We start from the raw sequence: 22309 nt of genomic DNA, 5'->3' as shown, positions 1-22309 counted from the left end.
CTCCACACAACCGAAATCCATCATGAGGAATACTGAATGACCGAGCAACACAACGGCCTCACCGCCGAGCACCCGCTCTCCCGTGCGTTGACGACACTCGGTCCCGCAGGTTGGCATCGCCTGGATGCCGAATTCGCCGTGACGGTGCGCGGCGATATCGCCCACCTCGTCTATTCCGTCGGCGAGCAGCGGGTGGCGGTGCAGCCGCCGGAGCAGGTTCTCGCGCTCGTGCGGCAGTTGCGGACGGCGGCAACAGAATCCGAACACGGTCCGTGGTGGCGGCTGCTGCTGACGCTCGCTGATGCCGGTTCGGTGACCGTCGACTACGACTACGGCGCCGACCCGTTCCCGCCGGAGCAGATGTTCGAACCGGAGGCCTATCGCGCCGATCTGGTCGCCTATCCGCGCGAGAACGTCCCGGTGTGGTTGGCGGCCTATATGTTGCACGCCGATCGTCAGCAGCGGACGCCGCAGCAAGCGGCCGAGCAGGCGCGCAACGATCGCGCCGCACAAGTGTGGGCGGTGCTCGCGGACAACGAGTTTCCGCCGTTTCCGGTGATGTGGGCGCGGTGGGCGACGTTGAGCGCGGCGTTCGTCGCGGCGGGATCGGCGTGGGGGCCGCGCATGCTGCCGTGGACCGGGGTGTTCGAAGGGTCGGCGCGGGGCGGGTCGACGCTGCATGTGCTTCCGGGGGGACGTGCCGTCCTGTCGGGTGGGGTGTGGAACGCTCCGGCGCTCGACGCGGCCTACAACGGTGACGCGCCGCTGCCCCGGTTGTATGCCGGTGCCCCGGAGTGGGTGGCGAATCCGGTGTTGAACGCGCGGGCGTCGTCGGGGCTGCTGTCGTTCTGCTATTGGTGGGAGGGCGGGCGCTGGTATCGCGGCGAGTCACCGTCGGCGGAGCAGTGCGCCACCGCCGTGCCCGGGATGTGGACGGCCGATATCGTCGCGCGGATCGTCGCGGGCCTGGTCGACGACGCTCCCGGCAAGGAGCTCCTCGACCACGCGGAGACCCTGGTAGCCGCCGCCGAAGCCGGTGTCGTGGCCCGCGAAACCCTCACCGCCGTCTTCGACGACACCCGCTTCGACATCGACGGCGCGCTCTACCAACTCGGCCTCGCCGGCGTCGTCTCGACCCTGCCCGACCAACTTCCGGAAGCCGCCGCCATCGCCCGCGTCCGCGACCACATCGTCACCAACGGCCTCGATACCACCGGATACCCGCTGTCCGAGCTGACCGCCCACCGCCTCAGCATGGGCTGGATGGTGTACGTGCCCGCACCCGAGGGCGAGATATCGATCGGTCGCGCGATTTTCTATGTCGCCGACGACGGTGTGCTGGAACAGTCGTCGTCCTCGATCGCGCCCGGTTCCTACATCGCCGGCTTCGAACAGCGGTTCACCGATCGGCATCGGCCGCTGGTGCGGTAGTCGCCCGCTGTCGAGTACCCGGCGAAAACCACCGGTGGGCGAGCGCTCTGTGTGAGCGCTCGCCTCGCGGCGACCTCGGTTGGCGGCCAGAGGCCTGGGATCTGACCGAACCTGCAATCAGACCGGCATGCGCGGGACGGACCCCCGCAGCAGGCGGATCGCCAGCAGAACCACCCACATTCCGGCTACGACGATCCCGATCCGTTCGACGAGCCCCGCTGGTCCGCCCTCGGCCAATTTGGCGATGAGGGCGAATACGACATACGAGATGGGTACCAGCAGGCCGGTAGCGACCGAATACCAGTACCAGCCCCGGTTTCCGAGTTGGCCGCGCCGCGCCAGCACGAAGCAAGCCGCAGGCAGCGACGTGAACTGGACCAGGCCGAGGAGGGAGTGAACAGCGCCGTGAACCGTGAGCACTTCCGGCTCACCGGGCGGGTAGCCGAGCGACGGATCAGGAAGGATGGGCCCGATGGCGAAGAAGGTGAAGCCATAGATGCCGAGCAGGATGGGACCCCAGGTGGACCCGCGTCCGGTACGGATCACCCGCCTCGCCCCGACGGCGAAAGCGAGCAGGAGCATTCCGGTGACGACGTAGTTGGTGATCTGCATCCACCCGCCGGGGCCCAATTCGAGGTTGCTGTCGGGTACGACCCACGGGTTGTAGTCGGGTCGTATGGCCCCGAGCACGTGGATGACGACAATATTGAGCAGCGGTCCGATGACGCCGCCCGCCAGCAGCAGTTTCGTCGCCGCTGACAGGTCTCCGGTGCTGTGTTCTCGTGGCTTCGCATGGCCGAGGGTGTCGGTCACGGCACGTGTCCTCTCGTCGATCAGTGGGTGCGCTCGAGGTGCGTCCGGCTCGCCGGCCGCATCCGAGGAACACCACTATCGACCGATCGGTCATCCCGGAGATTGGAAAAATGTTCCCCAGGCCCGGTACCGCTGCCGCGCGATGGGCGGCAGGTCGCCCGTGTGCAGGGCTCCCGGTGTCCGGTCCGCGAAGATCGCCATGTCCCGGCACAGATGTGCCTGATCGGTGTACCCGCACACCGCCGCGACGTCGGCGGCGGGCCTGCCGGCCAGCAAACCGGCGACCGCGCGCCGGAACCGCACCAGCATCGCCGCCCGCTTGGGTGTCGAGCCGATCTGCGATTCGAACTTCGCCCACAACCGTTTACGGCTCCATCCGAGCGATTCGGCCAGCTCGCCGACCTTCACCTGACCACCGGAGCCGAGTATGCGATGCCAGGCGGCGATCACTTCGGGATCCGGTGTCCGCGTCGGCCTGTCGCGATCGGCGAGAAACGATGTCGTCAGCGCGAACCGTTCCTCCCAGGTCCCGGCGTCCGCGAGTTGCTCCCGCAGCCGCCGCACCCCCGACCCCCACAACTCATCCACCGGAACCACACCACGGCCCAGATCGGTTGCCGCGGTTCCCAACAGCGAGTGCGCCCGAATCGGCGACATGCGAACCTCCACGCACTCGGGCTGCGCGCTTCGAATACGCATGGACGCCATGGGAAGGCCGACGACGAGCCCGCCCACCGTCTGCTGCCCCTCGGCATCGTCCACCGTCAGCCCACCCCCGCCGAACTCGATCACCACAGCAACCGCCGTCGTCGCCGCAACCCGCAAGTCCAGCCCGACCCCACCCACATCGCGGTACCCGATGACCGCGGCCCCCGACGGCGCGGCAGCCGCCGGCCCCGCAAAATCCCAACCCCCACCAGACCCACCGGCGATGTTCGGTATTCCCACCCGTTCAGGCTACGGACGCCCGTCGCCGCCGCTGTCCCCATCCGGTACGTCGTTGCTACTCACTCGACGGTCTGGGTTCGGCTCCATCGTTGTCCGGTCCGAGTGAACTTTTCCGAAGGAGCGGCTGCCGACTGTGGTCTGCGAAAAGTTGGTGTGGCTTTCCTGGGTGTCGGGTGTTCGGGTCTAGCTTTCGGATTCGACGGCGGGTGTGACTGCACGAGTCGCAGAGCCGGTCGATCGTCCTCCTGCGTTCCGATCTGGTGGTTGAACTGGCCGGTTCTTTCTTCGGTATCGACCTGGTGGCTGGCCGAATTCGTTTTTGAACGCGTGGGCGAACGCGAATTCGGATGCATAGCCGGCGTCTCGGGCGATGACGGTCAGCGGCGTGTCGGTGTCGCGCAGTTGCCGGGCCGCGAGGGTCATGCGCCACCAGGTGAGGTAGGCAATGGGTGGCCGGCCGATGAGGTCGGTGAACCGGCGGGCGAGGCCGGCGCGCGAAGTCCCGGCGTGCGCGGCGAGTGCGGCGACGGTCCAGCCGTGTCCGGGCGAGCCGTGGATCGCCGAGAGCGCTGCGGCAACGGCTGGGTCGTGTAGCGCGGCCGACCATCCGGTGCCGGCTTGGCGGTCGAGCCAGCGGCGCAGGATGTGTAGCAGTAGCACATCCAGCAGCGAGCGGAGCATGGCATCGTGTCCGGGCCGATCGGCGGCGAGTTCGCTGTCGAGGAGGTCGATGATCGCCCCGACCGTGGTGTGGCGAGTTTCCGGGGCGGGCAGGTGGATGACCTCGGGCAGATCGGCGAGCATCGGGTGTGAACGGCTTCGGTCGAGCAGGTAGGCACCGCACAGCAGCACGGTCTCCGGTCGCGGTTCGGGTGCGGTGCCGGGTCGGGACGGCCGCGGGTTCACCCGGCGCAGCGAGGTCGCGGCAGGACGTAGCGGCGTGGCCGGATCGTCTGCCAGCCCGTGGGTGCATCCTCCCGGGAGCAGGACAATGTCGCCCGGCCGCAGCGCGATCGGGTCGGCCGCGGGTGGCAGGAACCAGCAGGTGCCTGCCAGAACCACATGGAATCCTGCGGCGTCGAAAGCGGGAAACTGCCAGCCGAACGGCGCATGGTGGCTGACCCGGCCGGAATGGGGCTCGCCGATCCGCATCGCGGCCACCACGTCAGAAAGAGGATCCACACCGTCAAACTATCGAATCACGATTCGATCGAGACAGATTCGTATAGATCTTGGACTCTGACGCATTGAGCGTCGCGGAGGGCTGGCTTTAGGTTCGAATTGCTGCTGATCTGCAGCGGATTCATAAGCCACAGGAGTTGACATGCTCGTCACCGTCTACGGTGCCAACGGCTATCAGGGCAAGCTCACCCTTGCCGAGTTGTCCCGCCATGATGTGGAGGTCCGGCTCGTCGGTCGAGATCGGACGCGGCTGGAATCTGCAGCCGCCGAGGTCGGAATTCCCGACGCCGATCGCCGGGTGGCCGGTCTCGACGACCGCGCCGCTCTCGTTGCTGCTTTGGCGGGTAGCGACGTCGTCATCAACTGTGCGGGACCGTTCACCACCTCCGGCGCGGTGATGGTCGATGCGGCGATCGCCGCCGGCGCCCACTATGTCGACACCGCGGGCGAGCAACTGTATGTGAAGGGCGTTTTCGATTCCTTCGGCGGCGACGCCGAGCGTGCGGGTGTCACGGTAGTGCCGGCAGTTAACGACGGTTGCCTGCCGGGCGACCTGCTCGCGCACCTGATCGCCGAGCGGACCGGGCCGCTGGCGGAGATCACTGTCAGCCACTTCATCACCGGCGCTGCCGGTCTCTCACGCGGATCGCTGCGCTCGGCGTTGGCGACGATGGACACGATGCGGTCAGGCGGGCTGACCTATGACGACGGTGCCTGGCGCAGCGGCGTTCCGGCCCGGCGCGACAGAATCACATTGCCCGACGGCGAGTCCGTCGCGATGGCGCCGCTGCCGACGTGCGAGGTGGTCACCATCCCCCGGCACGTGCAGGTCGACCATGTCGAAAGCCTGCTGGAGGCAACCTTGAAGGCCGGCCTCGAAACACCCATCACGCCGGAATTGATCGCCGGGCTTCCCGCAGGCCCGACCGAGCACGACCGCGCCGAGCAGCAATTCACCTACCTGCTCGACGCCGTGGACCACCAGGGTCAGCAGACACGGGGAGTCATCCGAGGCCGAGACACCTACGGAACCACCGCTGTCGCCGCAGTCGAAGCAGCCCGGCGATTGGCAGCAGGCAAGGCCGCCGCCGGAGTACGCACCCCTGCGCAAGCATTCGATCCCGCCGGCTTCCTCCAAACCCTCTCCGGCCATGACCTCAGCTGGACCATCGAGGCGACCCCGACAGTGAAGTGACACAGATGTCACGTCTGTCAGCCGAACTCGAACTGTCGGCGGCGGCGTGGGCTGGGTGTGCAGTAGGCGTTCGCTGACCGGCCACGGCCGCGGCCGGCTCTGCCGGCGTGGTTCGGTTCGTTCCGGCCAAAGGTCAGGCTCGACTCGCGTCCCCACCCGCCGGACGGGCAGGGCTGAGTCGCCAGCGGACCAAGAAAGCCATGTATCGCCGATCGGCATAGCCGTGCAGGAATCGGTATAGCCGTCAGGACGGTCGAACGCGACCGTCCTGGGGCGAAGCCCGTTGAGCACAGCGCAGTACACGCGTAAGCGAAGCTAGACGGGTCCTGGGGAAACCCGCGAACGACACACGACCGGGACAGGCTCACCAGGGACGGGGCCGGGGCGAAACCAGCGACGGCACACAACCCGGGACGGCCAAACAAGTAGGGAGGTCCCGGCGAAGCCCGCCAACGACACACGCCCCCGGACGGGCAAACCAGAGGGAGACCTGAGCCAAAGCCCACGAACGGCACACCATCCAGGACGGGCAAACCTGAAAGGGGGTCCGGGGGCGAAGCCCTCCGGGTGGGGTTTGGGGGCTTCGCCCCCAAGAAACACGCGGAACCAAAAAACGGCGCATGCTTTCCATAAGCATGCGCCGCCTTTGGTGGAGCTAAGGGGAATCGAACCCCTGACCTTCTCGATGCGAACGAGACGCGCTACCAACTGCGCTATAGCCCCGTGCGGTTCCTGGCGGGAACCGCGCTGTGACACTGTAGCAGGAGGCGGGCGCCGATTCCGAATCGGGCCCGCCACCTGCGGTTATTCGCCCGCGGCGCGGCGCATGTCGCCGCCGGCGGCGCGGTTGCGGACGGCGCGGGCGGCGGTGGCGTCGAAGGCTTCGAGGTGTTCGAAGGCGGGGTCTTCGTCGTCGGGTTCGAGGAGTTCGGAGCGACGGCGCAGGGCGCGGGCGGTGTCGCGGTCCATGCCGCGGCGGGCGGGGCGGGTGGCCTGCTCGGCGCGTTCGGCTTCGGGGCGCTGGGTGCGTGCGAGCCTGGCGCTGCGGCGGCGGCGGATCTCTTCTTCCATCCTGACCTGCTTGCGCAGGTAGGCCAGGTAGGTGACGAGGACGGCCGTGGCCAGGCCGCAACCCCACCAGAAGACGGGTGCGATCGCGATCGCCAGCCCACCGCACAGCAGGGTGGTGAGGACCAGCCCGAGGACGGCTCGCTGCCGGAAGGTGTAGCGGGCGGCGCGGGCGATGGCGTCGGCTTCCGGGTCGAAGCCGCCGCGGCCGCGCCGAGTGGGGATGAAGTCGGTGTCTTCGGTGTCGTGGTCGTCGGCGACGGCGGGCAACGCCGGTCGGGCGGGCGGGATCCGGGCGGAGACCGGGTCGCGCGAGGAGTCCTCGGCATCGAAGGAGGCGTCGGCGTCGTGGTCGCCGCGGTCGCCCTCGTCTCGGTCGTCGTAGTCGTCGGCCTCCGCTTCGGCATCGACGGGGTCGGCCGGTTCGGTGTCGTCGATGTCCGCGTCCTCGGCCGCGTCCATCTCGTCGAGTTCCGTCTCAGCCACCGCCCGGCGGGTCGCCTCGGCGGTCGTGACCCGGGCGGCGCCGGTGTCGGTGACGTCGCCCGGCGTGTTGTGTTCGTCGTCAGCCTCGGTGACGGGCTCGTCGGCCGAAGTCGTCATCCGATCCTCCGCATCATCGCTGTGGGGACGCTTTCTCTGCACTCGTCTCGGCCGCCAATCGGGGTCGCTGTCGTGCCCGGCGGCTGGTCCGGACCTGGTGCGCCGCTTCGAACCTCCGCGATGCAGCACCCGGGTGGCGAGTGCCGTGTCGGTGGTCTGCCGGATCCGGGGATGCCGGTCGGCGAGTATCGGAAACAGGACGAAGACCCAGAGTACGACCAGGCCGATCCACAAGATCGAATTCGGCATCGCCGTCAGCACCTCCGTCCCCGCCTGATCCAGTTCCGACCCACGCCCCGCGTCCCCGTCGCGGTGACTGTTCCGGCTGCCGCACAGGCGCTGCGGCATGGTCGCCGGGCGGGTCGCAGGCTCCCTGCCGATGGCGCAGGGCGCACCACCGACGTCCGTAGGTTAATTCCGGGTAGGGGTATGGTCCGGCAGGCGCGCCGTGCACATCCGCCACACCCGTCACATTTCCACCATTGCGGCCCGTCGTCGGGCCCGCGGTCACAGCAGCGTCAACCGGCCTTCCCGAGCGAGCCGGTCCACCACTGTCCCGGCCACCTCTTCGACGGTCAGGCCGACGAGTAGATGATCGCGCCACGCCCCATCGACATCCAGATAGCGGCGTAGCAGGCCTTCCTCACGGAACCCGACGTTGCGCAGCACCGCCTGGCTCGCCAGATTCTCCGGCCGCACGGTCGCCTCGACCCGGTGCAATCCGACCGGCCCGAAACAGTGATCGAGCCCTAGCGCCAGCGCCGCCGTCGCCACACCCTGTCCGCCCAGATCCTTGGCCACCCAATAGCCGATCCATGCCGACCGCAAGGCCCCGCGCACGATATTGCCGACGGTCAACTGGCCACTGAACGCGCCGTCGACCTCGATGACGAGCGGGATCATCGCCCCTCGCCGCGCCTCGGCCTTCAGGCTCGACCACAGCGACGGCCAGTTCGAGGCGTGATTGCGCGCTTCCCAAGCACCTCGGCCGGTGGGCTCCCACGGTTCCAGATGCTGCTGATCGCGCAACCGGATCCGGCTCCAGGCGGCGGCATCGCGCAGCCGCACCGGCCGCAACGCCACCTGCCCGGCCGCGACCCGCACCGGGCCCAGATGTGCGGGCCACCCAGGGTGCTGGGTGGCCCGGAAAACGTTCATGGTCTCCACGTTTCAGCCGCGCTGCGAAAGAAATGCGACCTGGACCTCGTCGCCGGTCCGGATCTCGGTGTCGTCCGGATCGACGACAATCAGGCTGTTGGCCTCGGCCAGCGTCGCCAGCAGATGCGAGGACGGTCCCGCCCCCGACCCCAGCGGTTGCACCAGGTATTCGCCGGTGGCCTCGTCACGCATCAGCTGGGCACGCAGGTAACCCTTGCGCCCCGCCATCGATTGAATCGGAGTGATCGTGCGGGCGTGCACGATTCGCCGCATCGGCTGACGTCGCCCGAGCGCGATCCGGATCAGCGGGCGCACCATCACCTCGAACACCACAAGCGCGCCGACGGGATTGGACGGCAGCAGAAACGTCGGCACCTCGTCGCGGCCGAGCCGCCCGAAGCCCTGCACGGAGCCGGGATGCATGGCGACCCTGGCGATCTCGAGTTCGCCGAGCCCCTCCAACGCCTCGCGCACCTGCTCCGACGCCCAGCCGCCGACCGCGCCCGCGATCACCACGACCTCCGAACGCACCAGCTGGCCTTCGACCACATCGCGCAGCCGGCGCGGGTCGGCGTCGACGATGCCGACCCGGTTGACGTCGGCGCCCGCATCACGCGCGGCCGCGGCCAGCGCATAGGAATTCACGTCGTAGACCTGGCCGGGACCCGGCGTGCGGTCGATGTCGATGAGTTCGGCGCCCACCGAGATGACCGACAGCCGCGGCCGCGGATGCACCAGCACCTTGTCCTGGCCGACCGCGGCGAGCAGACCGACCTGCGCCGCGCCGATAATGGTGCCCGCTCGCACGGCGACGTCGCCGGGCTGCACGTCATCGCCGATGCGGCGCACGTAGTCGCCGGAGCGCACGGGTTCGTAGACCTTGATCCGGGCGCGGCCGCCATCGGTGAAGTCGATCGGCAGCACCGCATCGGCCAGCGTCGGCAGTGGTGCGCCGGTGTCGACGCGCACGGTCTGACGCGGCTGCAACCGGATCGGCTGGCGCGAACCCGCGACGACCTCGCCGACCACCGGCAGCGTGAGATCGACGAGTTCGCCTTCCTCGTCACGGATTTCGGCGCCGGCCGACGCGACGTCGACGCTGCGCACCGCGTAGCCGTCGATGGCGGCCTGGTCGAAACCGGGCAGCGGCCGTTCGGTGACGACGTCCTCGGCGCACAGCAGGCCCTGGGCCTCGGATATCGCGACCCGGACCGGCCGGGGCGCGACCGCCGCCGCGGTCACCTTGATCTGCTGATCCTCAACCGAGCGCATCCAGCCCTTCCCGATCTCCCTCGCCCCTCGGACGATCTGTTCCTACGCCGTCACCTGCGGATCCCAGTCGGGGCCCAGCCGATGCTGCAGCCATTCCCGCAGTGCCGGACCGTATTCCTCCCGCTCCAGCGCGAAATCCACTGCAGCACGAAGATAGCCGCCCGGGTTGCCCAGATCGTGGCGCGACCCACGGTGAACCACAGCGTGGACCGGATGCCCCTCGGCGATCAGCAGCGCGATGGCGTCCGTCACCTGCAGTTCGCCGCCGGTGCCCGGCTCGATCCGGCGCAGCGCGTCGAAGATCTGCCGGTCGAGCAGGTACCGTCCGGCCGCGGCGAAGGTGGACGGCGCGTCGGCGAGATCGGGCTTTTCCACCATGCCCTTGATCCGCAGCACATCCGGCTCCTCGACACCGGAGGCCACCTCGACATCGAGAATGCCGTAGGCACTGACCTGATCCTTCGGCACATCGAACGCGCACAGCACCGAACCGCCGAATTCGCGCCGCACCCGGCTCATCACTTCGAGCACACCGCACGGCAGCACCAGATCGTCGGGCAGCAGCACCGCGATCGAATCCTCGTCGGCGTCGAGGACGTTTTCGGCCTGCGCGATCGCGTGGCCGAGCCCGAGCGGCTCGTCCTGCACCACCGAGGTGACATCGAGCAGCCCCGGCGCCTTGCGCACCTTCTCCAGCAGCTGGAACTTGCCCCGCTCGGCAAGGGTGCTCTCCAGCACCAGATCCTCGACGAAATGCGCGACCACGCCGTCTTTACCCGGCGAGGTGACGATGACCAGCCGGTCGGCGCCGGATTCGGCGGCCTCGGCGGCCACCAGTTCGATACCGGGGGTATCGACGACCGGCAGCAACTCCTTGGGCACCGTCTTGGTCGCGGGCAGGAACCGGGTCCCGAGCCCCGCCGCGGGCACGACCGCAGTACGGAAGCACGACTCCATCGCCGCGCCCGTCGTCGTGCCGGGCTCGCCTGCCTTCGCTGTCATATGCACACCTTATCCGTGTAATACGTCGTCCAAGCCTGCTTCGCGGCGGCCTGGCGCCCGCATGAGCCTATGGTGATCACCGTGAAGATGCCCGGTGAGCGCGACAAACATGCCTGGCGGTTGGAGATTCTCGCGCAGCGGGCCGCGGTGTCCGACGCCGACCGGGCAGACGAGGCGTCCGCGCTGGCAGCGACGGCCGGGCAAATCGAGGTCGGCGAATGGGTGTGCGCGTATGTCCCGGTGCGGGGCGAGCCGGGCTCGCAGACCATGCTGGAGGCGCTGCGGGCAGCGGGCGCGCGAGTGTTGCTGCCGGTGACGGGCCCGCCGGGGCCTCTGGACTGGGCCGAGTACACCGGCGCGGCGAGTTTGCGCGCCGCCCGCTATGGGCTGCTGGAGCCGAGCGGACCGCCGTTGGGCACTGCCGCGGTGGCCCGCGCGAGTGTGATTCTCGTCCCTGCGCTGGCGGTCGATCTGCGTGGTGTCCGGCTCGGGCGCGGCGCCGGCTACTACGACCGGACACTGGCGGCGGCCGACCCGGCTGCCCGCCTCGTGGCCGTGATTCGTGACGCTGAGCTGGTAGAACGGCTGCCCGAGGAGCCACACGATCTGCGGATGGGCTGGGCGTTGACGCCGCGCGGCGGGCTGCGCAGGTTGTCCGGCGACTGATGACGCGCCCGTCCGGGAATGAAATCCCGGGTGGCACTGTTGGCACTGTCGGCTGTAGAGTGCTAGATCGACGAACCCTGCGGAGGATCCTGTGCCAACTTATTCATACGCGTGCACCCAGTGTGATAACCGCTTCGACATCGTTCAGTCCTTCACCGATGAGGCGCTGAGCGTCTGCTCGGAGTGCTCGGGCAAGCTGCGCAAGCTGTTCAACTCCGTCGGCATCGTGTTCAAGGGCAGCGGTTTCTACCGCACCGACAGCCGCGGTGGCGCGTCCACCGCCAGCGAGCCCGCCAAGTCCGACAGCGGCTCCTCCTCCAGCTCCGACTCCAGCTCGTCGGCCGCCCCCGCGGCCGCGGCGAGCACCGCAGCCGCGAGCTGACGCGATTCGCGGGTTATCCACAGCCCGCGAGTTGTCCACAACCCGTCGTTCACCAGGCCCCGGTCGGCGATCCACGCCATACGCTCGGCGCATGATCCGAATGTTCGCCGGCCGCCGCCGACTCGGCCCGCCACGCTTCGGCGACGGTCCGCTCGGCCGCGGCGAGACGCTGCGGGAAGCATTCTGGAATCGGCCACCATGGGCCGACGGGCTGCTCGCCAGGCGGGCACTCGCCGCCGTTCTCGCCGGTGCGGCAGTCGTCCTGCTGCTGCGCGGTGATCCCGATGCCGACCGCGCGAGCGTGGTCGTCGCGGCCCGCGATCTACCACCCGGCCATCTGCTCACCCCGGCGGATCTGCGCATTGCCGACCGGGAATCCGGCGCACTACCCGGCGGTGCGGTTCGCGATCCGGCCCCGCTGATCGGCGCCACCGTGACCGGCGCCATGAGCACCGGGGAGATCCTGACCGACCTGCGGGTGATCGGCCCGCGGCTGGCCGCCGTCGCCGGTGGCGCACCGGATGCCAGGATCGTTCCGCTGCGACTGGCCGATACCGCCGTCGCCGACATCCTGCGCGCAGGAGACCGCGTCGACGTCATCGCGGCCGACGAATCCGACCGTGCCACGCGCCCCGCACGCACCCTGGCCACCGACGCCGCCGTCGTCCTGATCTCCGGCTCCCCCGGGGCCTCGCCGGCCCGATCGGCGGATCGGGTCGTCCTGGTGGCGATGGGTGCCGAGAACGCGGCCGCCGTGGCCGCGGCATCGCTGAGTACCGCCCTGACCGTCGTCTTCCATTGAGATCGATCACGTCCGATGGCCGAGTGCCACTGTTCGCCGGGCATTAGCCAGCGAGGTCCATTAGCATCCGGGAAGACCGGCACCCGGCCGCGGACCGTCGGTTCCGCACACCGAAGGAGATGGGGCATTGCTCAAGGGGTTCAAGGATTTCGTGCTTCGCGGAAACGTCGTCGACCTGGCCGTTGCGGTCGTCATGGGTACGGCCTTCGTCGCGATCGTCACGGCGTTCACCAATGGGATCATCAATCCGCTGCTCGCGGTTTTCGGCAGTCCGAATGAACTCGGGCTCGGTTTCCGGTTGGTTGCCGACAATCCCTCGACCTTCATCGAGGTCGGTCCGATCATCACCGCGTGCATCAACTTCCTGATGATCGCGGCGGTCCTGTACTTCGTCTTGGTGATGCCGTCCACGCATGTGAAGAAGCGCTTCGCGAAGGAAGAAAAAGAGGAAGTGCTCAGCGACAACGACCTGCTGATCCAGATCCGCGATCTGCTGGCCGAGGGTCAGAAGACCGGCGGCGGACGCCACGAGTACTCCGACTCCTGACGGCGAAAGGGCCTGTCGCCGAATGCGACAGGCCCTTTCGTCCGGTACCGGTAGAGATCAGCCGATGCTGAACGGCTGACCCCACAGGGTCACCACCGACATCACGTTCTCGGTCTCGACCTTGACCTTCACGAACGCCCGCGCCTGCGCGTAACCGGCGCAGCCGCTCAGGCCGATGGTCTCGTCGGCCCAGGTGACGCTGCCGCTCTTGCCCTTGAACTTGTTGCGCTTCTCGTGCGACTCGTTGCCGAAGTCGTCGGCTTCTTCGATGTCGAGCACGTAGAAGGACTTGGCCTGGCCGGGGCCGAGCGACAGCTCGCCGCCGCTCTCGGCGCCGACACCGAAGGACTCACCGTCCCAGGTGCCCTCACCGGAGACGCCGCCCTCGACGCCGCCACCACCGATGTTCACCTGGCAGCCCACCACGTAACCGGGGTAGATCTTGCCGCCCTTGGCACCCGAGCCGGACAGCTCGACCTGCGCGCTGGCCGACACCCACGCGTTGCGGTGCACCGGGGTGGAACCCATCGACGGGTTGATGTTGGCCGACTCGCCGACCAGGCGGACCGTCACCACGGTGCCGTCGGACAGGGTGCGGACGATTTCGCCGCCGGGCAGCGGCACGAAGGTGTCGGCGTTGGCCGCACCGGTGGAGAACAGGCCCATCGCGACGGCCGCGGCGGCACCCGCACCGGCCGCACGCACGATGCTCTTACGGTTGATCATTGTGTAATGCCCCTCTGGGGTTGATTCGCTTCAGCGAGAGATTGATTGGCGGATTCGAGACACATCGGTTCATTCCGGCCGAGCGGCCGGGCAGACCCGGAATCAGCCGATGCTGAACGGCTGGCCGTAGAGGGTGGTCTTCGAGTAGTGGTCGCCGATGATCTCGACCACGGTGTAGGCGCGGGCCTGCGCGTAACCGGCGCAGCCCTGGATCTCCATCTCGACGTCCTGGTACTCGACGGAGTAGACACCCGGCTTGGTGATGTCCTTGTACTCGATCTGGACGAACTTGACCTCGCCCGGGCCCAGCTCGAGGCCCACCGAGCCACCGACGGAGGCGCCGTCGAGGTCGACGCTGCCGGAGACGCCGGCCGAGATGGCCTCGTCGCCGATGCTGACCTGGCAGCCCACGATGTAGCCGGTGTTCAGCTGCGAGGTGCCGTGGGTGGAGGAGTTGTTGGTGCCGGGAGCGCCGGTCGGACCGTTGTTCGGACCCACTTCACCCTCGGGGGTGGCGGTGACATCGGCGCTCGCGATACCGGAGACCCACACGGTGCGACCGGCACCGTTGGCCGCCAGCGACGGCGAGACCAGCGCGCTCTCGTGGGTGCGCTTGATGGTGACGCCGGGGCCGATCTTCTCACCGTCCGGCAGTGGCACGAAGGCGTCCGCGTTGGCGGCACCGGCCGAGAACAGTCCCATGGCCACGGCGGCGACGGCGCCGACGCCCATCGCGCGCGTGACGTTGGTGCGGTTCTTGCTCATACTTCCCCTCATCAGGTTTTCAGCGACAACCCCGTTCGCACGGGGATGGCCTACAGCAGGCTCAGATGAGCGTGCTCGAAAGCGCTGACCGCCAGATGAACCCGAATCGGCACAGGGAATGAACAGTCGGGTACGGCATTTCGTCCGCGGCATGGCAGCAAGATGAGGCGAAGGTAGCCGAGAGGTTACGCAGATCGGCCGAATCCGCCGCGACGGCGACGAATTCGCCGGTCGCGGGCCGAAAACAGCAGAACGCGGGCCTGTCACGATTGTGACAGACCCGCGTTCATTTCGCTGGTCGCGTTTGCTCAGGCCGTTGGCGGGCCCGAGCGGGAGCCGATCAGCCCAGGCTGAACGGCTGACCCCACAGGGTCACCACCGACATGACATTGTCGGTTTCGACCTTGACCTTGACGAAGGCCCGCGCCTGCGCGTAGCCGGCGCAGCCGGTCAGTCCGATGGTCTCATCGGCCCAGGTGACCGAGCCGCTGGTGCCCTTGAACTTGTTGCGGGTCTGGTGCGACTCGCTACCGAAGTCGTCGGCCTCTTCGAGGTCGAGGACGTAGAAGGACTGGGCCTGGCCCGGGCCGAGCGACAGCTCGGCGCCGCTGTTGGCACCACCCGTCGGCGCCACTTCCTCGCCGCTCCAGTCGACACCGCCTTCAGCGCCACCCTCGACGCCGCCACCACCGATGTTCACCTGGCAGCCCACCACGTAACCGGGGTAGATCTTGCCGCCCTTGGCACCCGAGCCGGACAGCTCGACCTGCGCGCTGGCCGACACCCAGGCATTGCGGTGCACCGGGGTGGAGCCGAGGGAGGGGTTGATGTTGGCCGACTCGCCGACCAGGCGGACCGTCACCACGGTGCCGTCGGACAGGGTGCGGACGATTTCGCCGCCGGGCAGCGGCACGAAGGTGTCGGCGTTGGCCGCACCGGTGGAGAACAGGCCCATCGCGACGGCCGCGGCGGCACCCGCACCGGCCGCACGCACGATGCTCTTACGGTTGATCATTGTGTAATGCCCCTCTGGGGTTGATTCGCTTCAGCGAGAGATTGATTGGCGGATTCGAGACACATCGGTTCATTCCGGCCGAGCGGCCGGGCAGACCCGGAATCAGCCGATGCTGAACGGCTGGCCGTAGAGGGTGGTCTTCGAGTAGTGGTCGCCGATGATCTCGACCACGGTGTAGGCGCGGGCCTGCGCGTAACCGGCGCAGCCCTGGATCTCCATCTCGACGTCCTGGTACTCGACGGAGTAGACACCCGGCTTGGTGATGTCCTTGTACTCGATCTGGACGAACTTGACCTCGCCCGGGCCCAGCTCGAGGCCCACCGAGCCACCGACGGAGGCGCCGTCGAGGTCGACGCTGCCGGAGACGCCGGCCGAGATGGCCTCGTCGCCGATGCTGACCTGGCAGCCCACGATGTAGCCGGTGTTCAGCTGCGAGGTGCCGTGGGTGGAGGAGTTGTTGGTGCCGGGAGCGCCGGTCGGACCGTTGTTCGGACCCACTTCACCCTCGGGGGTGGCGGTGACATCGGCGCTCGCGATACCGGAGACCCACACGGTGCGACCGGCACCGTTGGCCGCCAGCGACGGCGAGACCAGCGCGCTCTCGTGGGTGCGCTTGATGGTGACGCCGGGGCCGATCTTCTCACCGTCCGGCAGTGGCACGAAGGCGTCCGCGTTGGCGGCACCGGCCGAGAACAGTCCCATGGCCACGGCGGCGACGGCGCCGACGCCCATCGCGCGCGTGACGTTGGTGCGGTTCTTGCTCATACTTCCCCTCATCAGGTTTTCAGCGACAACCCCGTTCGCACGGGGATGGCCTACAGCAGGCTCAGATGAGCGTGCTCGAAAGCGCTGACCGCCAGATGAACCCGAATCGGCACAGGGAATGAACAGTCGGGTACGGCATTTCGTCCGCGGCATGGCAGCAAGATGAGGCGAAGGTAGCCGAGAGGTTACGCAGATCGGCCGAATCCGCCGCGACGGCGACGAATTCGCCGGTCGCGGGCCGAAAACAGCAGAACGCGGGCCTGTCACGATTGTGACAGACCCGCGTTCATTTCGCTGGTCGCGTTTGCTCAGGCCGTTGGCGGGCCCGAGCGGGAGCCGATCAGCCCAGGCTGAACGGCTGACCCCACAGGGTCACCACCGACATGACATTGTCGGTTTCGACCTTGACCTTGACGAAGGCCCGCGCCTGCGCGTAGCCGGCGCAGCCGGTCAGTCCGATGGTCTCATCGGCCCAGGTGACCGAGCCGCTGGTGCCCTTGAACTTGTTGCGGGTCTGGTGCGACTCGCTACCGAAGTCGTCGGCCTCTTCGAGGTCGAGGACGTAGAAGGACTGGGCCTGGCCCGGGCCGAGCGACAGCTCGGCGCCGCTGTTGGCACCACCCGTCGGCGCCACTTCCTCGCCGCTCCAGTCGACACCGCCTTCAGCGCCACCCTCGACGCCGCCACCACCGATGTTCACCTGGCAGCCCACCACGTAACCGGGGTAGATCTTGCCGCCCTTGGCACCCGAGCCGGACAGCTCGACCTGCGCGCTGGCCGACACCCAGGCATTGCGGTGCACCGGGGTGGAGCCGAGGGAGGGGTTGATGTTGGCCGACTCGCCGACCAGGCGGACCGTCACCACGGTGCCGTCGGACAGCGTCTTGACGATTTCGCCGCCGGGCAGCGGCACGAAGGTGTCGGCGTTGGCCGCACCGGTGGAGAACAGGCCCATGGCAACGGTGGCGGCAGCGCCGAGTCCGGCCGCCCGCGCCACGATCTTACGGTTGATCATGTTTGTACCCTTCGAGGGTCGAGTTCGCTCGAGGCGAGAGGTTTGTACGGTCGAATTCGACGACTCAGCCGATGCTGAACGGCTGGCCGTAAAGGGTGGTCTTCGAGTAGTGGTCACCGATGATCTCGACGACCGTGTACGCCCGCGCCTGCGCGTAACCCGCGCAGCCCTGGATCTCCATCTCGACGTCCTGGTACTCGACCGAGTAGTGACCCGGCTTCAGAATGTCCTTGTACTCGATCTGGACGAACTTCACCTCGCCCGGACCCAGTTCCAGGCCGACCGAACCGCCGACCGAGGCACCATCGAGATCGACGCTGCCGGACACACCGGCGGAGATGGCCTCGTCACCGATGCTCACCTGGCAACCCACGATGTAGCCCGTGTTCAGCTGGGAGGCACCGTGGGTGGAGGAGTTGTTGGTACCCGGCGCGCCGGCGGGGCCGTTGTTCGGGCCCACCTCGCCCTCGGGGGTGACGGTGACGTCCGCGCTCGCGGTGCCCGAAACCCAGACAACGCGACCTGCGCCGTTGGCCGCCATGGACGGCGAAATCAACGCATGCTCATGGGTGCGCTTGATGGTCACACCCGGACCAACCTTCTCGCCGTCCGGCAACGGCACGAAGGTATCCGCGTTCGCGGCCCCGGTCGAAAGCAGACCCAGGGCCACGGCGGCTGCGGCGCCGACGCCCGCGACACGGGCTCCGCGGCGCAAACCGTTGGTGCGGTTCTCGCTCATACTTCCCCTCATCAATTTTCTCGAACAGACCAGCCTCGACCGTCGAGGCTGGATAAGGTCCTCACAGGCCCAGCTCAGTGTGTCGCCTATTTGTTGCCGTTGTGTAACTCGCCGTTATTTCAACGCAAAGCTCGACTAGCGCCGGACCGCACCCTGCTCCGCGCGGTCTGCACATTCGTGCAGGCCACTGGACTGCGAAGAGGGTTGCGATGGCCCGAGGCGAGATTAACCGGCGGTAACGGAACGGACAACGAAAGTATTCGTCAAGACATGAGTGATCTGTATCACATAGCCAAAATGCTTATATCGCTTGACGTGCATAAATGCAGGACTCGAGTTCCGGTGAAGTAGCCGAATTGGCCCGGAAGGCGCAGCAGTGCCGTCGGCGAATACGGGACGAGAACGTATTCCGCATGAGATCGGAACCCCAAAGAGCTTGAATCTTGAACGCTCGAGAAAGCTACGCGTCAGTAGATACGTAGCAGGGCAGTAGATAGCGGGTGAGGCATCGTCGCCAGAGAGGTAGCTGGGACGCGCGGAAGAACTCAGCCGTGATGCGGCGGAACCTGCGACCGCAACCAGTCGTCGGTGCTCGACGGCGTGTCGCGCTCGTCGCCGCGTTCGTCACCGGTGGTCTCCGGGAGCACCTCACCGAAGATGCGCGCCAGACGCGCGGCGTCCCCCGGCCGGCGGACCGGACGGGGGACGTCGCTGCGATCGTCGGCAGAGCTCATTCGTCCAATCCGGACAGTTCACCGATCACCCGGCTGGCGAGCGGACCCAGCGTCGCCATGCCGTCGCGGATGGCCGAACGGCTACCGGGCAGGTTCACCACCAGGGTGCTGCCGGAGATACCGGCCAGACCACGCGAGAGACCGGCATCGAGGGAACCGGCGACCCGGCCCGAGGACCGCAGGGCCTCGCTGATGCCCGGCAGCTCACGATCGAGCACCTGGGAGGTGGCCTCCGGAGTGACATCGCGCGGCGACATACCCGTGCCGCCGACCGAGATGACCAGGTCGACGCCGCCGATCACCGCGGTGTTGAGCGCGTTGCGGATCTCCACCTCATCGGCCTGCACCGTCACCGACGCGTCGACGAGGAAGCCCGCTTCGGTCAGCAATTCGGTGACCAGCGGGCCCAGCGAATCCACACCACCGTGCGCGGTGCGGTCGTCGACGACCACGACCAGTGCGCGTCCTGCCACGGAACCATCGATGTCCATGGTGCTCACCGTAGCGTCACCGCCGAGCATCGGCTCCCATCCCCCGTGCAGCACCTGCATCACCGCGCTCCCCCGGTCGACACCGCGTCGAGGGTCACCTCGACCGTCTTGGCGTTTCCGCCCTGTTCATCGGTATATGTCACGCTCACCTTGTCTCCTGGTCGGCTGGAACGGACGGCGGCGACCAAGGCGTCGCCGGAGTCGATGGTGCGATCGTTCATCTTGGTGATCACCACTCCGGCCGGGATCCCCGCCTTGGCGGCGGGCCCGTCGGGGGTCACCTCGAGCACCCGTGCCCCGCGCACGGTGTCGTTACGCGGCACCGTGATGCCGATCTGGGCATAGGTGGCGCGGCCGGTTTCGATCAGTTCTTCGGCTACGCGGCGGGCCTGATCGACCGGGATGGCGAAACCGAGCCCGATCGAGCCGCTCTGCTGGCCGCCGAGATCGGAGCCGCCGAGCGTGGCGATAGCGGTATTGATGCCGATCAGCTTGCCGTTGGCGTCGACCAGCGCACCGCCGGAATTGCCGGGGTTGATCGCGGCATCGGTCTGGATGGCGTCGATGACGGGGTTGGGCGTCGACGGGTCGGCGCTCGGCTCGCCGGAGGTGGACACCGGCCGGTTCAGCGCCGAGACGATGCCGGTGGTGACGGTGCCCGCGAGACCGAGCGGTGAGCCGATCGCGATGACGGGCTGGCCGACCTGGAGGCCGGCCGAGCTGCCGAGCTCGATCGGGGTCAGGCCGGTCTTGCCCTCGACCTTGATGACGGCGAGATCGGAGACCGGGTCGGCGCCGACCATGGTCGCGGACGCGGTGCTGCCGTCGGCGAAGGAGACCTCCATCTTCGCGCCGGGGCCGCCACCCGCGGCGACGTGGTTGTTGGTCAGGATCAGTCCGTCGGAGGACAGGATGACCCCCGAGCCCTCCCCCTGAGCGCGATTGCTGGCGACTTTGATCATGACCACACTCGGCAGCACCCGCTGGGCCACCGCCTGGGTGGAGCCTGCCGGCGCCGTGGAGGCGTTATCGATATTCGGTTTCGGGGCGTCCAGGGCGTTGGTGACGGTGGTGCCGCCGCCGTCGTTGCCCGCCACCAGGGCGCCGACCGCGCCACCGACGCCGCCGCTGACCAGCGCCAGCGCCACCGCACCCGCGACCAGGCCGGTCCGGACCGGACGCTTGGGGGCGGGCTGAGGCCCGGGAACGGAGGCCTGGCCGTACGGAAGGCCCGGGTTACCCTGCGGGCCGGGCGCCGAGTGGTAACCCGGCGGCGGCACGGCACCGGGCTGCGGGCCGTGCGGTCGATCGGTGAAATCCTCGGTCATGGTTACTCGTTTCTTTCTCACGTCGTGCCATCCAGCGTGACGCCGACTGCTGAGAGCGGACTGAGACCGTGCTTGAAGTTCGCTACGGATCGAGCGGCTCGGCTACCGATCCGCCTCGTCCTCGGCGGCCGCTGCGGGCGCGCCCGCCTCACCGGGCAGCACGATGCGGATCAGCGCGCCGCCACGTTCGGACGTATCGATCGTGATCGTGCCGCCGTGTTTTGTCACGACCTGTTTCACAATCGCGAGGCCGAGGCCCGAGCCAGGCATCGACCGCGAGGCGGTGGTCCGGTAGAACCGCTCGAACACCAGCTCACGTTCGGCCGGCGGGATGCCGGGGCCGGCGTCGTCGACCGAGAGCTCGAGCAGCCCGCGCCCCACCTCGGCCATCCCGACCCGCACCTGCGCGCCGGCCGGGCTCCACTTCGCGGCATTGTCGAGCACATTGAGGATCGCCCGTTCCAGTCCGGCCTCGTGGCCGTAGACGAACCACGGCCGCAGCGCCGCGACGAACTCGATGGAGCCGCGGCGGCGCCGCGCGCGTTCGAGAGCGCGTTCGGCGACCTCGCCGAGATCGACGCGCTCGTAGACTGTTTCCGGCGCGTCTTCCCGAGCCAGGTCGACCAGGTCGCCGACGAGGGTGGACAGCTCTTCGATCTGGGCGACCACATCGGCGCGCAATTCGGCCATGTCTTCGTCCGGAATCCGCGGCGCGCCGGGCCTGCCCGCGGCGATCAGCAGTTCCATATTGGTGCGCAGCGAGGTCAGCGGGGTGCGCAGCTCGTGGCCCGCGTCGGCGACCAGCCTGCGCTGCCGGTCGCGGGATTCGGCCAGGGCGCGCAGCATGGTGTTGAAACTTTCGGTGAGCCGGGCCAGCTCGTCGTCACCGGTGACCGGGATCGGCGTCAGGTCGTCGGTGCGGGCCACGCGTTCGGTGGCCGCGGTGAGCCGGGCGATGGGCCGCAATCCGGTGCGCCCGACCGCGGTACCCGCAGCCGCGGCCAGCAGCACGCCACACCCGCCGACCACGAACAGCAGCCAGGCCAGCCGGTCGAGCACCTCACGGGTGGGTTCCAGGCGCTGGGAGATCACCAGCGTGACACCCGAATCCATGCGCCGGGCCAGCACTCGCTGGTTGTTGTAGGTGCGCAGCGAGGACGTCTGTTCGCCCTTGGCGACCGCGATCTCCTCGGTGCCGATGGGCGGTTTGGTGGGCTGCGGCGGGATGTAGACCGGGAGGCTGTCGGGTGGACGCTCGCCCTCCGGCGCGGTCGGCGAGGACACCGAGAACGGGTAGATCAGGCCGACGCCGATGTTGTTGGAGAACAGTGTGGCCACCCCGAGCGATTGGAAGGCCATGCTGTCGATATCGCCGCTGATCATGGTCGCGGCCCTGGCGCGCAGCTGGGCGTCGACGTCGCCGTAGAGCGCGCGCGCGACCATCGCGTAGGCGGCGATGGAGGTGACCGCGACGGCGATGGCGACCACCGAGGCGGCCAGCAGCGTCACCCGCCAGCGCAGCGAGACCGTGCGGGTCAGCGGCGTCGGCGGGCGCATGGGCGCGGGCTCGGCGCCGCGACGGGGCTGCCCCAGTGGCGCCACACCCGCGGCGGTGCCGGATTTGCCCGGCCGTTTGGAAGCTGAACGTGCCATGTCCTCGCC

General features: G+C 68.3%; 23 protein-coding genes and 1 tRNA gene. 6 read left to right on the top strand and 18 right to left on the bottom strand.

Going from position 1 to position 22309, the window contains the following annotated elements:
- The first annotated feature begins 36 nt into the window (after positions 1-36).
- Positions 37-1431 (top strand): hypothetical protein, encoded by a 1395-nt coding sequence (locus FEK34_RS22515; protein ID WP_138450731.1) that lies wholly within the window; start codon positions 37-39, stop codon positions 1429-1431.
- A gap of 117 nt (positions 1432-1548) precedes the next feature.
- Here the strand turns inward: FEK34_RS22515 and FEK34_RS22510 are convergent, their stop codons facing one another.
- The 3 genes from FEK34_RS22510 to FEK34_RS22500 all read right to left on the bottom strand — a co-directional run bounded on the left by FEK34_RS22510 (position 1549) and on the right by FEK34_RS22500 (position 4374).
- Entirely contained in the window at positions 1549-2244 is a 696-nt protein-coding gene (locus FEK34_RS22510; protein WP_171048336.1) for a DUF998 domain-containing protein, read from the bottom strand.
- A 90-nt stretch (positions 2245-2334) separates the two neighbouring features.
- The gene (locus tag FEK34_RS22505; protein WP_249359499.1) at positions 2335-3192 is read right to left on the bottom strand and encodes a helix-turn-helix domain-containing protein; all 858 of its coding nucleotides are present in this window, start codon (positions 3190-3192) and stop codon (positions 2335-2337) included.
- Between the two features lie 183 nt (positions 3193-3375).
- Positions 3376-4374, bottom strand: a complete 999-nt coding sequence (locus FEK34_RS22500; RefSeq protein ID WP_138450728.1) for an AraC family transcriptional regulator — start codon at positions 4372-4374, stop codon at positions 3376-3378.
- Positions 4375-4516: 142 nt separating this feature from the next.
- Between FEK34_RS22500 and FEK34_RS22495 the strand changes: the two genes are divergently transcribed.
- Positions 4517-5569, top strand: a complete 1053-nt coding sequence (locus FEK34_RS22495) for a saccharopine dehydrogenase family protein (RefSeq protein ID WP_138450726.1) — start codon at positions 4517-4519, stop codon at positions 5567-5569.
- Positions 5570-6216: 647 nt separating this feature from the next.
- On the opposite strand, the gene FEK34_RS22490 is transcribed toward FEK34_RS22495, so the two are convergent.
- The 5 genes from FEK34_RS22490 to FEK34_RS22470 form a co-directional block, all read right to left on the bottom strand.
- Positions 6217-6292 (bottom strand) — tRNA-Ala (locus tag FEK34_RS22490).
- Between the two features lie 81 nt (positions 6293-6373).
- Positions 6374-7489, bottom strand: a complete 1116-nt coding sequence (gene sepX / locus FEK34_RS22485; protein WP_138450724.1) for a divisome protein SepX/GlpR — start codon at positions 7487-7489, stop codon at positions 6374-6376.
- Positions 7490-7747: 258 nt separating this feature from the next.
- Positions 7748-8398 (bottom strand): GNAT family N-acetyltransferase, encoded by a 651-nt coding sequence (locus FEK34_RS22480; protein ID WP_036540101.1) that lies wholly within the window; start codon positions 8396-8398, stop codon positions 7748-7750.
- A 12-nt stretch (positions 8399-8410) separates the two neighbouring features.
- Positions 8411-9670: a molybdotransferase-like divisome protein Glp gene (gene glp, locus FEK34_RS22475; RefSeq protein WP_138450722.1), complete on the bottom strand. Its 1260-nt coding sequence runs from the start codon at positions 9668-9670 to the stop codon at positions 8411-8413.
- Between the two features lie 42 nt (positions 9671-9712).
- On the bottom strand, positions 9713-10672 hold the full coding sequence (locus FEK34_RS22470) for a UTP--glucose-1-phosphate uridylyltransferase (protein WP_212748806.1): 960 nt from the start codon (positions 10670-10672) through the stop codon (positions 9713-9715).
- Positions 10673-10741: 69 nt separating this feature from the next.
- Between FEK34_RS22470 and FEK34_RS22465 the strand changes: the two genes are divergently transcribed.
- The 4 genes from FEK34_RS22465 (at position 10742) to mscL (ending at position 13069) form a co-directional block, all read left to right on the top strand.
- Entirely contained in the window at positions 10742-11338 is a 597-nt protein-coding gene (locus FEK34_RS22465; protein ID WP_138450720.1) for a 5-formyltetrahydrofolate cyclo-ligase, read from the top strand.
- Positions 11339-11429: 91 nt separating this feature from the next.
- Positions 11430-11720 carry an FmdB family zinc ribbon protein gene (locus tag FEK34_RS22460; RefSeq protein ID WP_138450718.1) on the top strand — a complete coding sequence of 97 codons (291 nt, stop codon included), beginning with the start codon at positions 11430-11432 and terminating at the stop codon, positions 11718-11720.
- A gap of 91 nt (positions 11721-11811) precedes the next feature.
- Positions 11812-12522 (top strand): SAF domain-containing protein, encoded by a 711-nt coding sequence (locus tag FEK34_RS22455; RefSeq protein WP_249359495.1) that lies wholly within the window; start codon positions 11812-11814, stop codon positions 12520-12522.
- A 127-nt stretch (positions 12523-12649) separates the two neighbouring features.
- The gene (mscL, locus tag FEK34_RS22450; RefSeq protein WP_138450716.1) at positions 12650-13069 is read left to right on the top strand and encodes a large conductance mechanosensitive channel protein MscL; all 420 of its coding nucleotides are present in this window, start codon (positions 12650-12652) and stop codon (positions 13067-13069) included.
- 57 nt (positions 13070-13126) lie between these two features.
- Here the strand turns inward: mscL and FEK34_RS22445 are convergent, their stop codons facing one another.
- The 10 genes from FEK34_RS22445 to FEK34_RS22400 all read right to left on the bottom strand — a co-directional run bounded on the left by FEK34_RS22445 (position 13127) and on the right by FEK34_RS22400 (position 22300).
- The gene (locus FEK34_RS22445) at positions 13127-13795 is read right to left on the bottom strand and encodes an MspA family porin (RefSeq protein WP_138450714.1); all 669 of its coding nucleotides are present in this window, start codon (positions 13793-13795) and stop codon (positions 13127-13129) included.
- Between the two features lie 102 nt (positions 13796-13897).
- Positions 13898-14560 (bottom strand): MspA family porin, encoded by a 663-nt coding sequence (locus FEK34_RS22440; RefSeq protein ID WP_036540020.1) that lies wholly within the window; start codon positions 14558-14560, stop codon positions 13898-13900.
- Positions 14561-14900: 340 nt separating this feature from the next.
- Entirely contained in the window at positions 14901-15575 is a 675-nt protein-coding gene (locus FEK34_RS22435) for an MspA family porin (RefSeq protein ID WP_138450712.1), read from the bottom strand.
- 102 nt (positions 15576-15677) lie between these two features.
- The gene (locus FEK34_RS22430; protein ID WP_036540020.1) at positions 15678-16340 is read right to left on the bottom strand and encodes an MspA family porin; all 663 of its coding nucleotides are present in this window, start codon (positions 16338-16340) and stop codon (positions 15678-15680) included.
- A 340-nt stretch (positions 16341-16680) separates the two neighbouring features.
- Positions 16681-17355: an MspA family porin gene (locus FEK34_RS22425; RefSeq protein WP_138450710.1), complete on the bottom strand. Its 675-nt coding sequence runs from the start codon at positions 17353-17355 to the stop codon at positions 16681-16683.
- A gap of 64 nt (positions 17356-17419) precedes the next feature.
- Positions 17420-18094 (bottom strand): MspA family porin, encoded by a 675-nt coding sequence (locus FEK34_RS22420; RefSeq protein WP_138450708.1) that lies wholly within the window; start codon positions 18092-18094, stop codon positions 17420-17422.
- A 545-nt stretch (positions 18095-18639) separates the two neighbouring features.
- A complete protein-coding gene (locus FEK34_RS22415) occupies positions 18640-18828 on the bottom strand; it encodes a hypothetical protein (protein WP_138450706.1) in 189 nt (62 codons plus the stop codon).
- Positions 18825-19319, bottom strand: coding sequence for a MogA/MoaB family molybdenum cofactor biosynthesis protein (locus tag FEK34_RS22410; RefSeq protein WP_212748808.1), 495 nt, complete (start codon positions 19317-19319; stop codon positions 18825-18827). Before FEK34_RS22410 ends, FEK34_RS22415 begins: the two co-directional genes overlap by 4 nt.
- Positions 19320-19378: 59 nt before the next feature.
- On the bottom strand, positions 19379-20647 hold the full coding sequence (locus FEK34_RS22405) for a S1C family serine protease (RefSeq protein WP_138450703.1): 1269 nt from the start codon (positions 20645-20647) through the stop codon (positions 19379-19381).
- Between the two features lie 102 nt (positions 20648-20749).
- Complete coding sequence (locus tag FEK34_RS22400; RefSeq protein ID WP_432760979.1) at positions 20750-22300, bottom strand: ATP-binding protein; 1551 nt, start codon at positions 22298-22300, stop codon at positions 20750-20752.
- Positions 22301-22309: the final 9 nt, after the last annotated feature.

It is taken from the genome of Nocardia cyriacigeorgica (assembly GCF_005863245.1).
Classification (GTDB): Bacteria; Actinomycetota; Actinomycetes; order Mycobacteriales; family Mycobacteriaceae; genus Nocardia; species Nocardia cyriacigeorgica_C.
The sequence above is the reverse complement of the archived record's forward strand: the minus strand, read 5'-3'. Positions and strand labels throughout refer to the sequence as shown.

Excerpts from the sequence above, each read along its gene's own strand:
- FEK34_RS22420 (WP_138450708.1), bottom strand. The coding sequence starts at position 18,094 with ATGAGCGAGAACCGCACCAACGGTTTGCGCCGCGGAGCCCGTGTCGCG.
- FEK34_RS22405 (WP_138450703.1), bottom strand. The coding sequence starts at position 20,647 with ATGACCGAGGATTTCACCGATCGACCGCACGGCCCGCAGCCCGGTGCC.
- FEK34_RS22455 (WP_249359495.1), top strand. The coding sequence starts at position 11,812 with ATGATCCGAATGTTCGCCGGCCGCCGCCGACTCGGCCCGCCACGCTTC.
- FEK34_RS22425 (WP_138450710.1), bottom strand. The coding sequence starts at position 17,355 with ATGATCAACCGTAAGATCGTGGCGCGGGCGGCCGGACTCGGCGCTGCC.
- FEK34_RS22465 (WP_138450720.1), top strand. The coding sequence starts at position 10,742 with ATGGTGATCACCGTGAAGATGCCCGGTGAGCGCGACAAACATGCCTGG.
- FEK34_RS22470 (WP_212748806.1), bottom strand. The coding sequence starts at position 10,672 with ATGACAGCGAAGGCAGGCGAGCCCGGCACGACGACGGGCGCGGCGATG.
- FEK34_RS22515 (WP_138450731.1), top strand. The coding sequence starts at position 37 with ATGACCGAGCAACACAACGGCCTCACCGCCGAGCACCCGCTCTCCCGT.
- FEK34_RS22440 (WP_036540020.1), bottom strand. The coding sequence starts at position 14,560 with ATGAGCAAGAACCGCACCAACGTCACGCGCGCGATGGGCGTCGGCGCC.
- FEK34_RS22415 (WP_138450706.1), bottom strand. The coding sequence starts at position 18,828 with ATGAGCTCTGCCGACGATCGCAGCGACGTCCCCCGTCCGGTCCGCCGG.
- FEK34_RS22445 (WP_138450714.1), bottom strand. The coding sequence starts at position 13,795 with ATGATCAACCGTAAGAGCATCGTGCGTGCGGCCGGTGCGGGTGCCGCC.
- FEK34_RS22410 (WP_212748808.1), bottom strand. The coding sequence starts at position 19,319 with ATGGACATCGATGGTTCCGTGGCAGGACGCGCACTGGTCGTGGTCGTC.
- FEK34_RS22495 (WP_138450726.1), top strand. The coding sequence starts at position 4,517 with ATGCTCGTCACCGTCTACGGTGCCAACGGCTATCAGGGCAAGCTCACC.
- FEK34_RS22430 (WP_036540020.1), bottom strand. The coding sequence starts at position 16,340 with ATGAGCAAGAACCGCACCAACGTCACGCGCGCGATGGGCGTCGGCGCC.
- glp (WP_138450722.1), bottom strand. The coding sequence starts at position 9,670 with ATGCGCTCGGTTGAGGATCAGCAGATCAAGGTGACCGCGGCGGCGGTC.
- FEK34_RS22480 (WP_036540101.1), bottom strand. The coding sequence starts at position 8,398 with ATGAACGTTTTCCGGGCCACCCAGCACCCTGGGTGGCCCGCACATCTG.
- FEK34_RS22400 (WP_432760979.1), bottom strand. The coding sequence starts at position 22,300 with ATGGCACGTTCAGCTTCCAAACGGCCGGGCAAATCCGGCACCGCCGCG.
- sepX (WP_138450724.1), bottom strand. The coding sequence starts at position 7,489 with ATGCCGAATTCGATCTTGTGGATCGGCCTGGTCGTACTCTGGGTCTTC.
- FEK34_RS22435 (WP_138450712.1), bottom strand. The coding sequence starts at position 15,575 with ATGATCAACCGTAAGAGCATCGTGCGTGCGGCCGGTGCGGGTGCCGCC.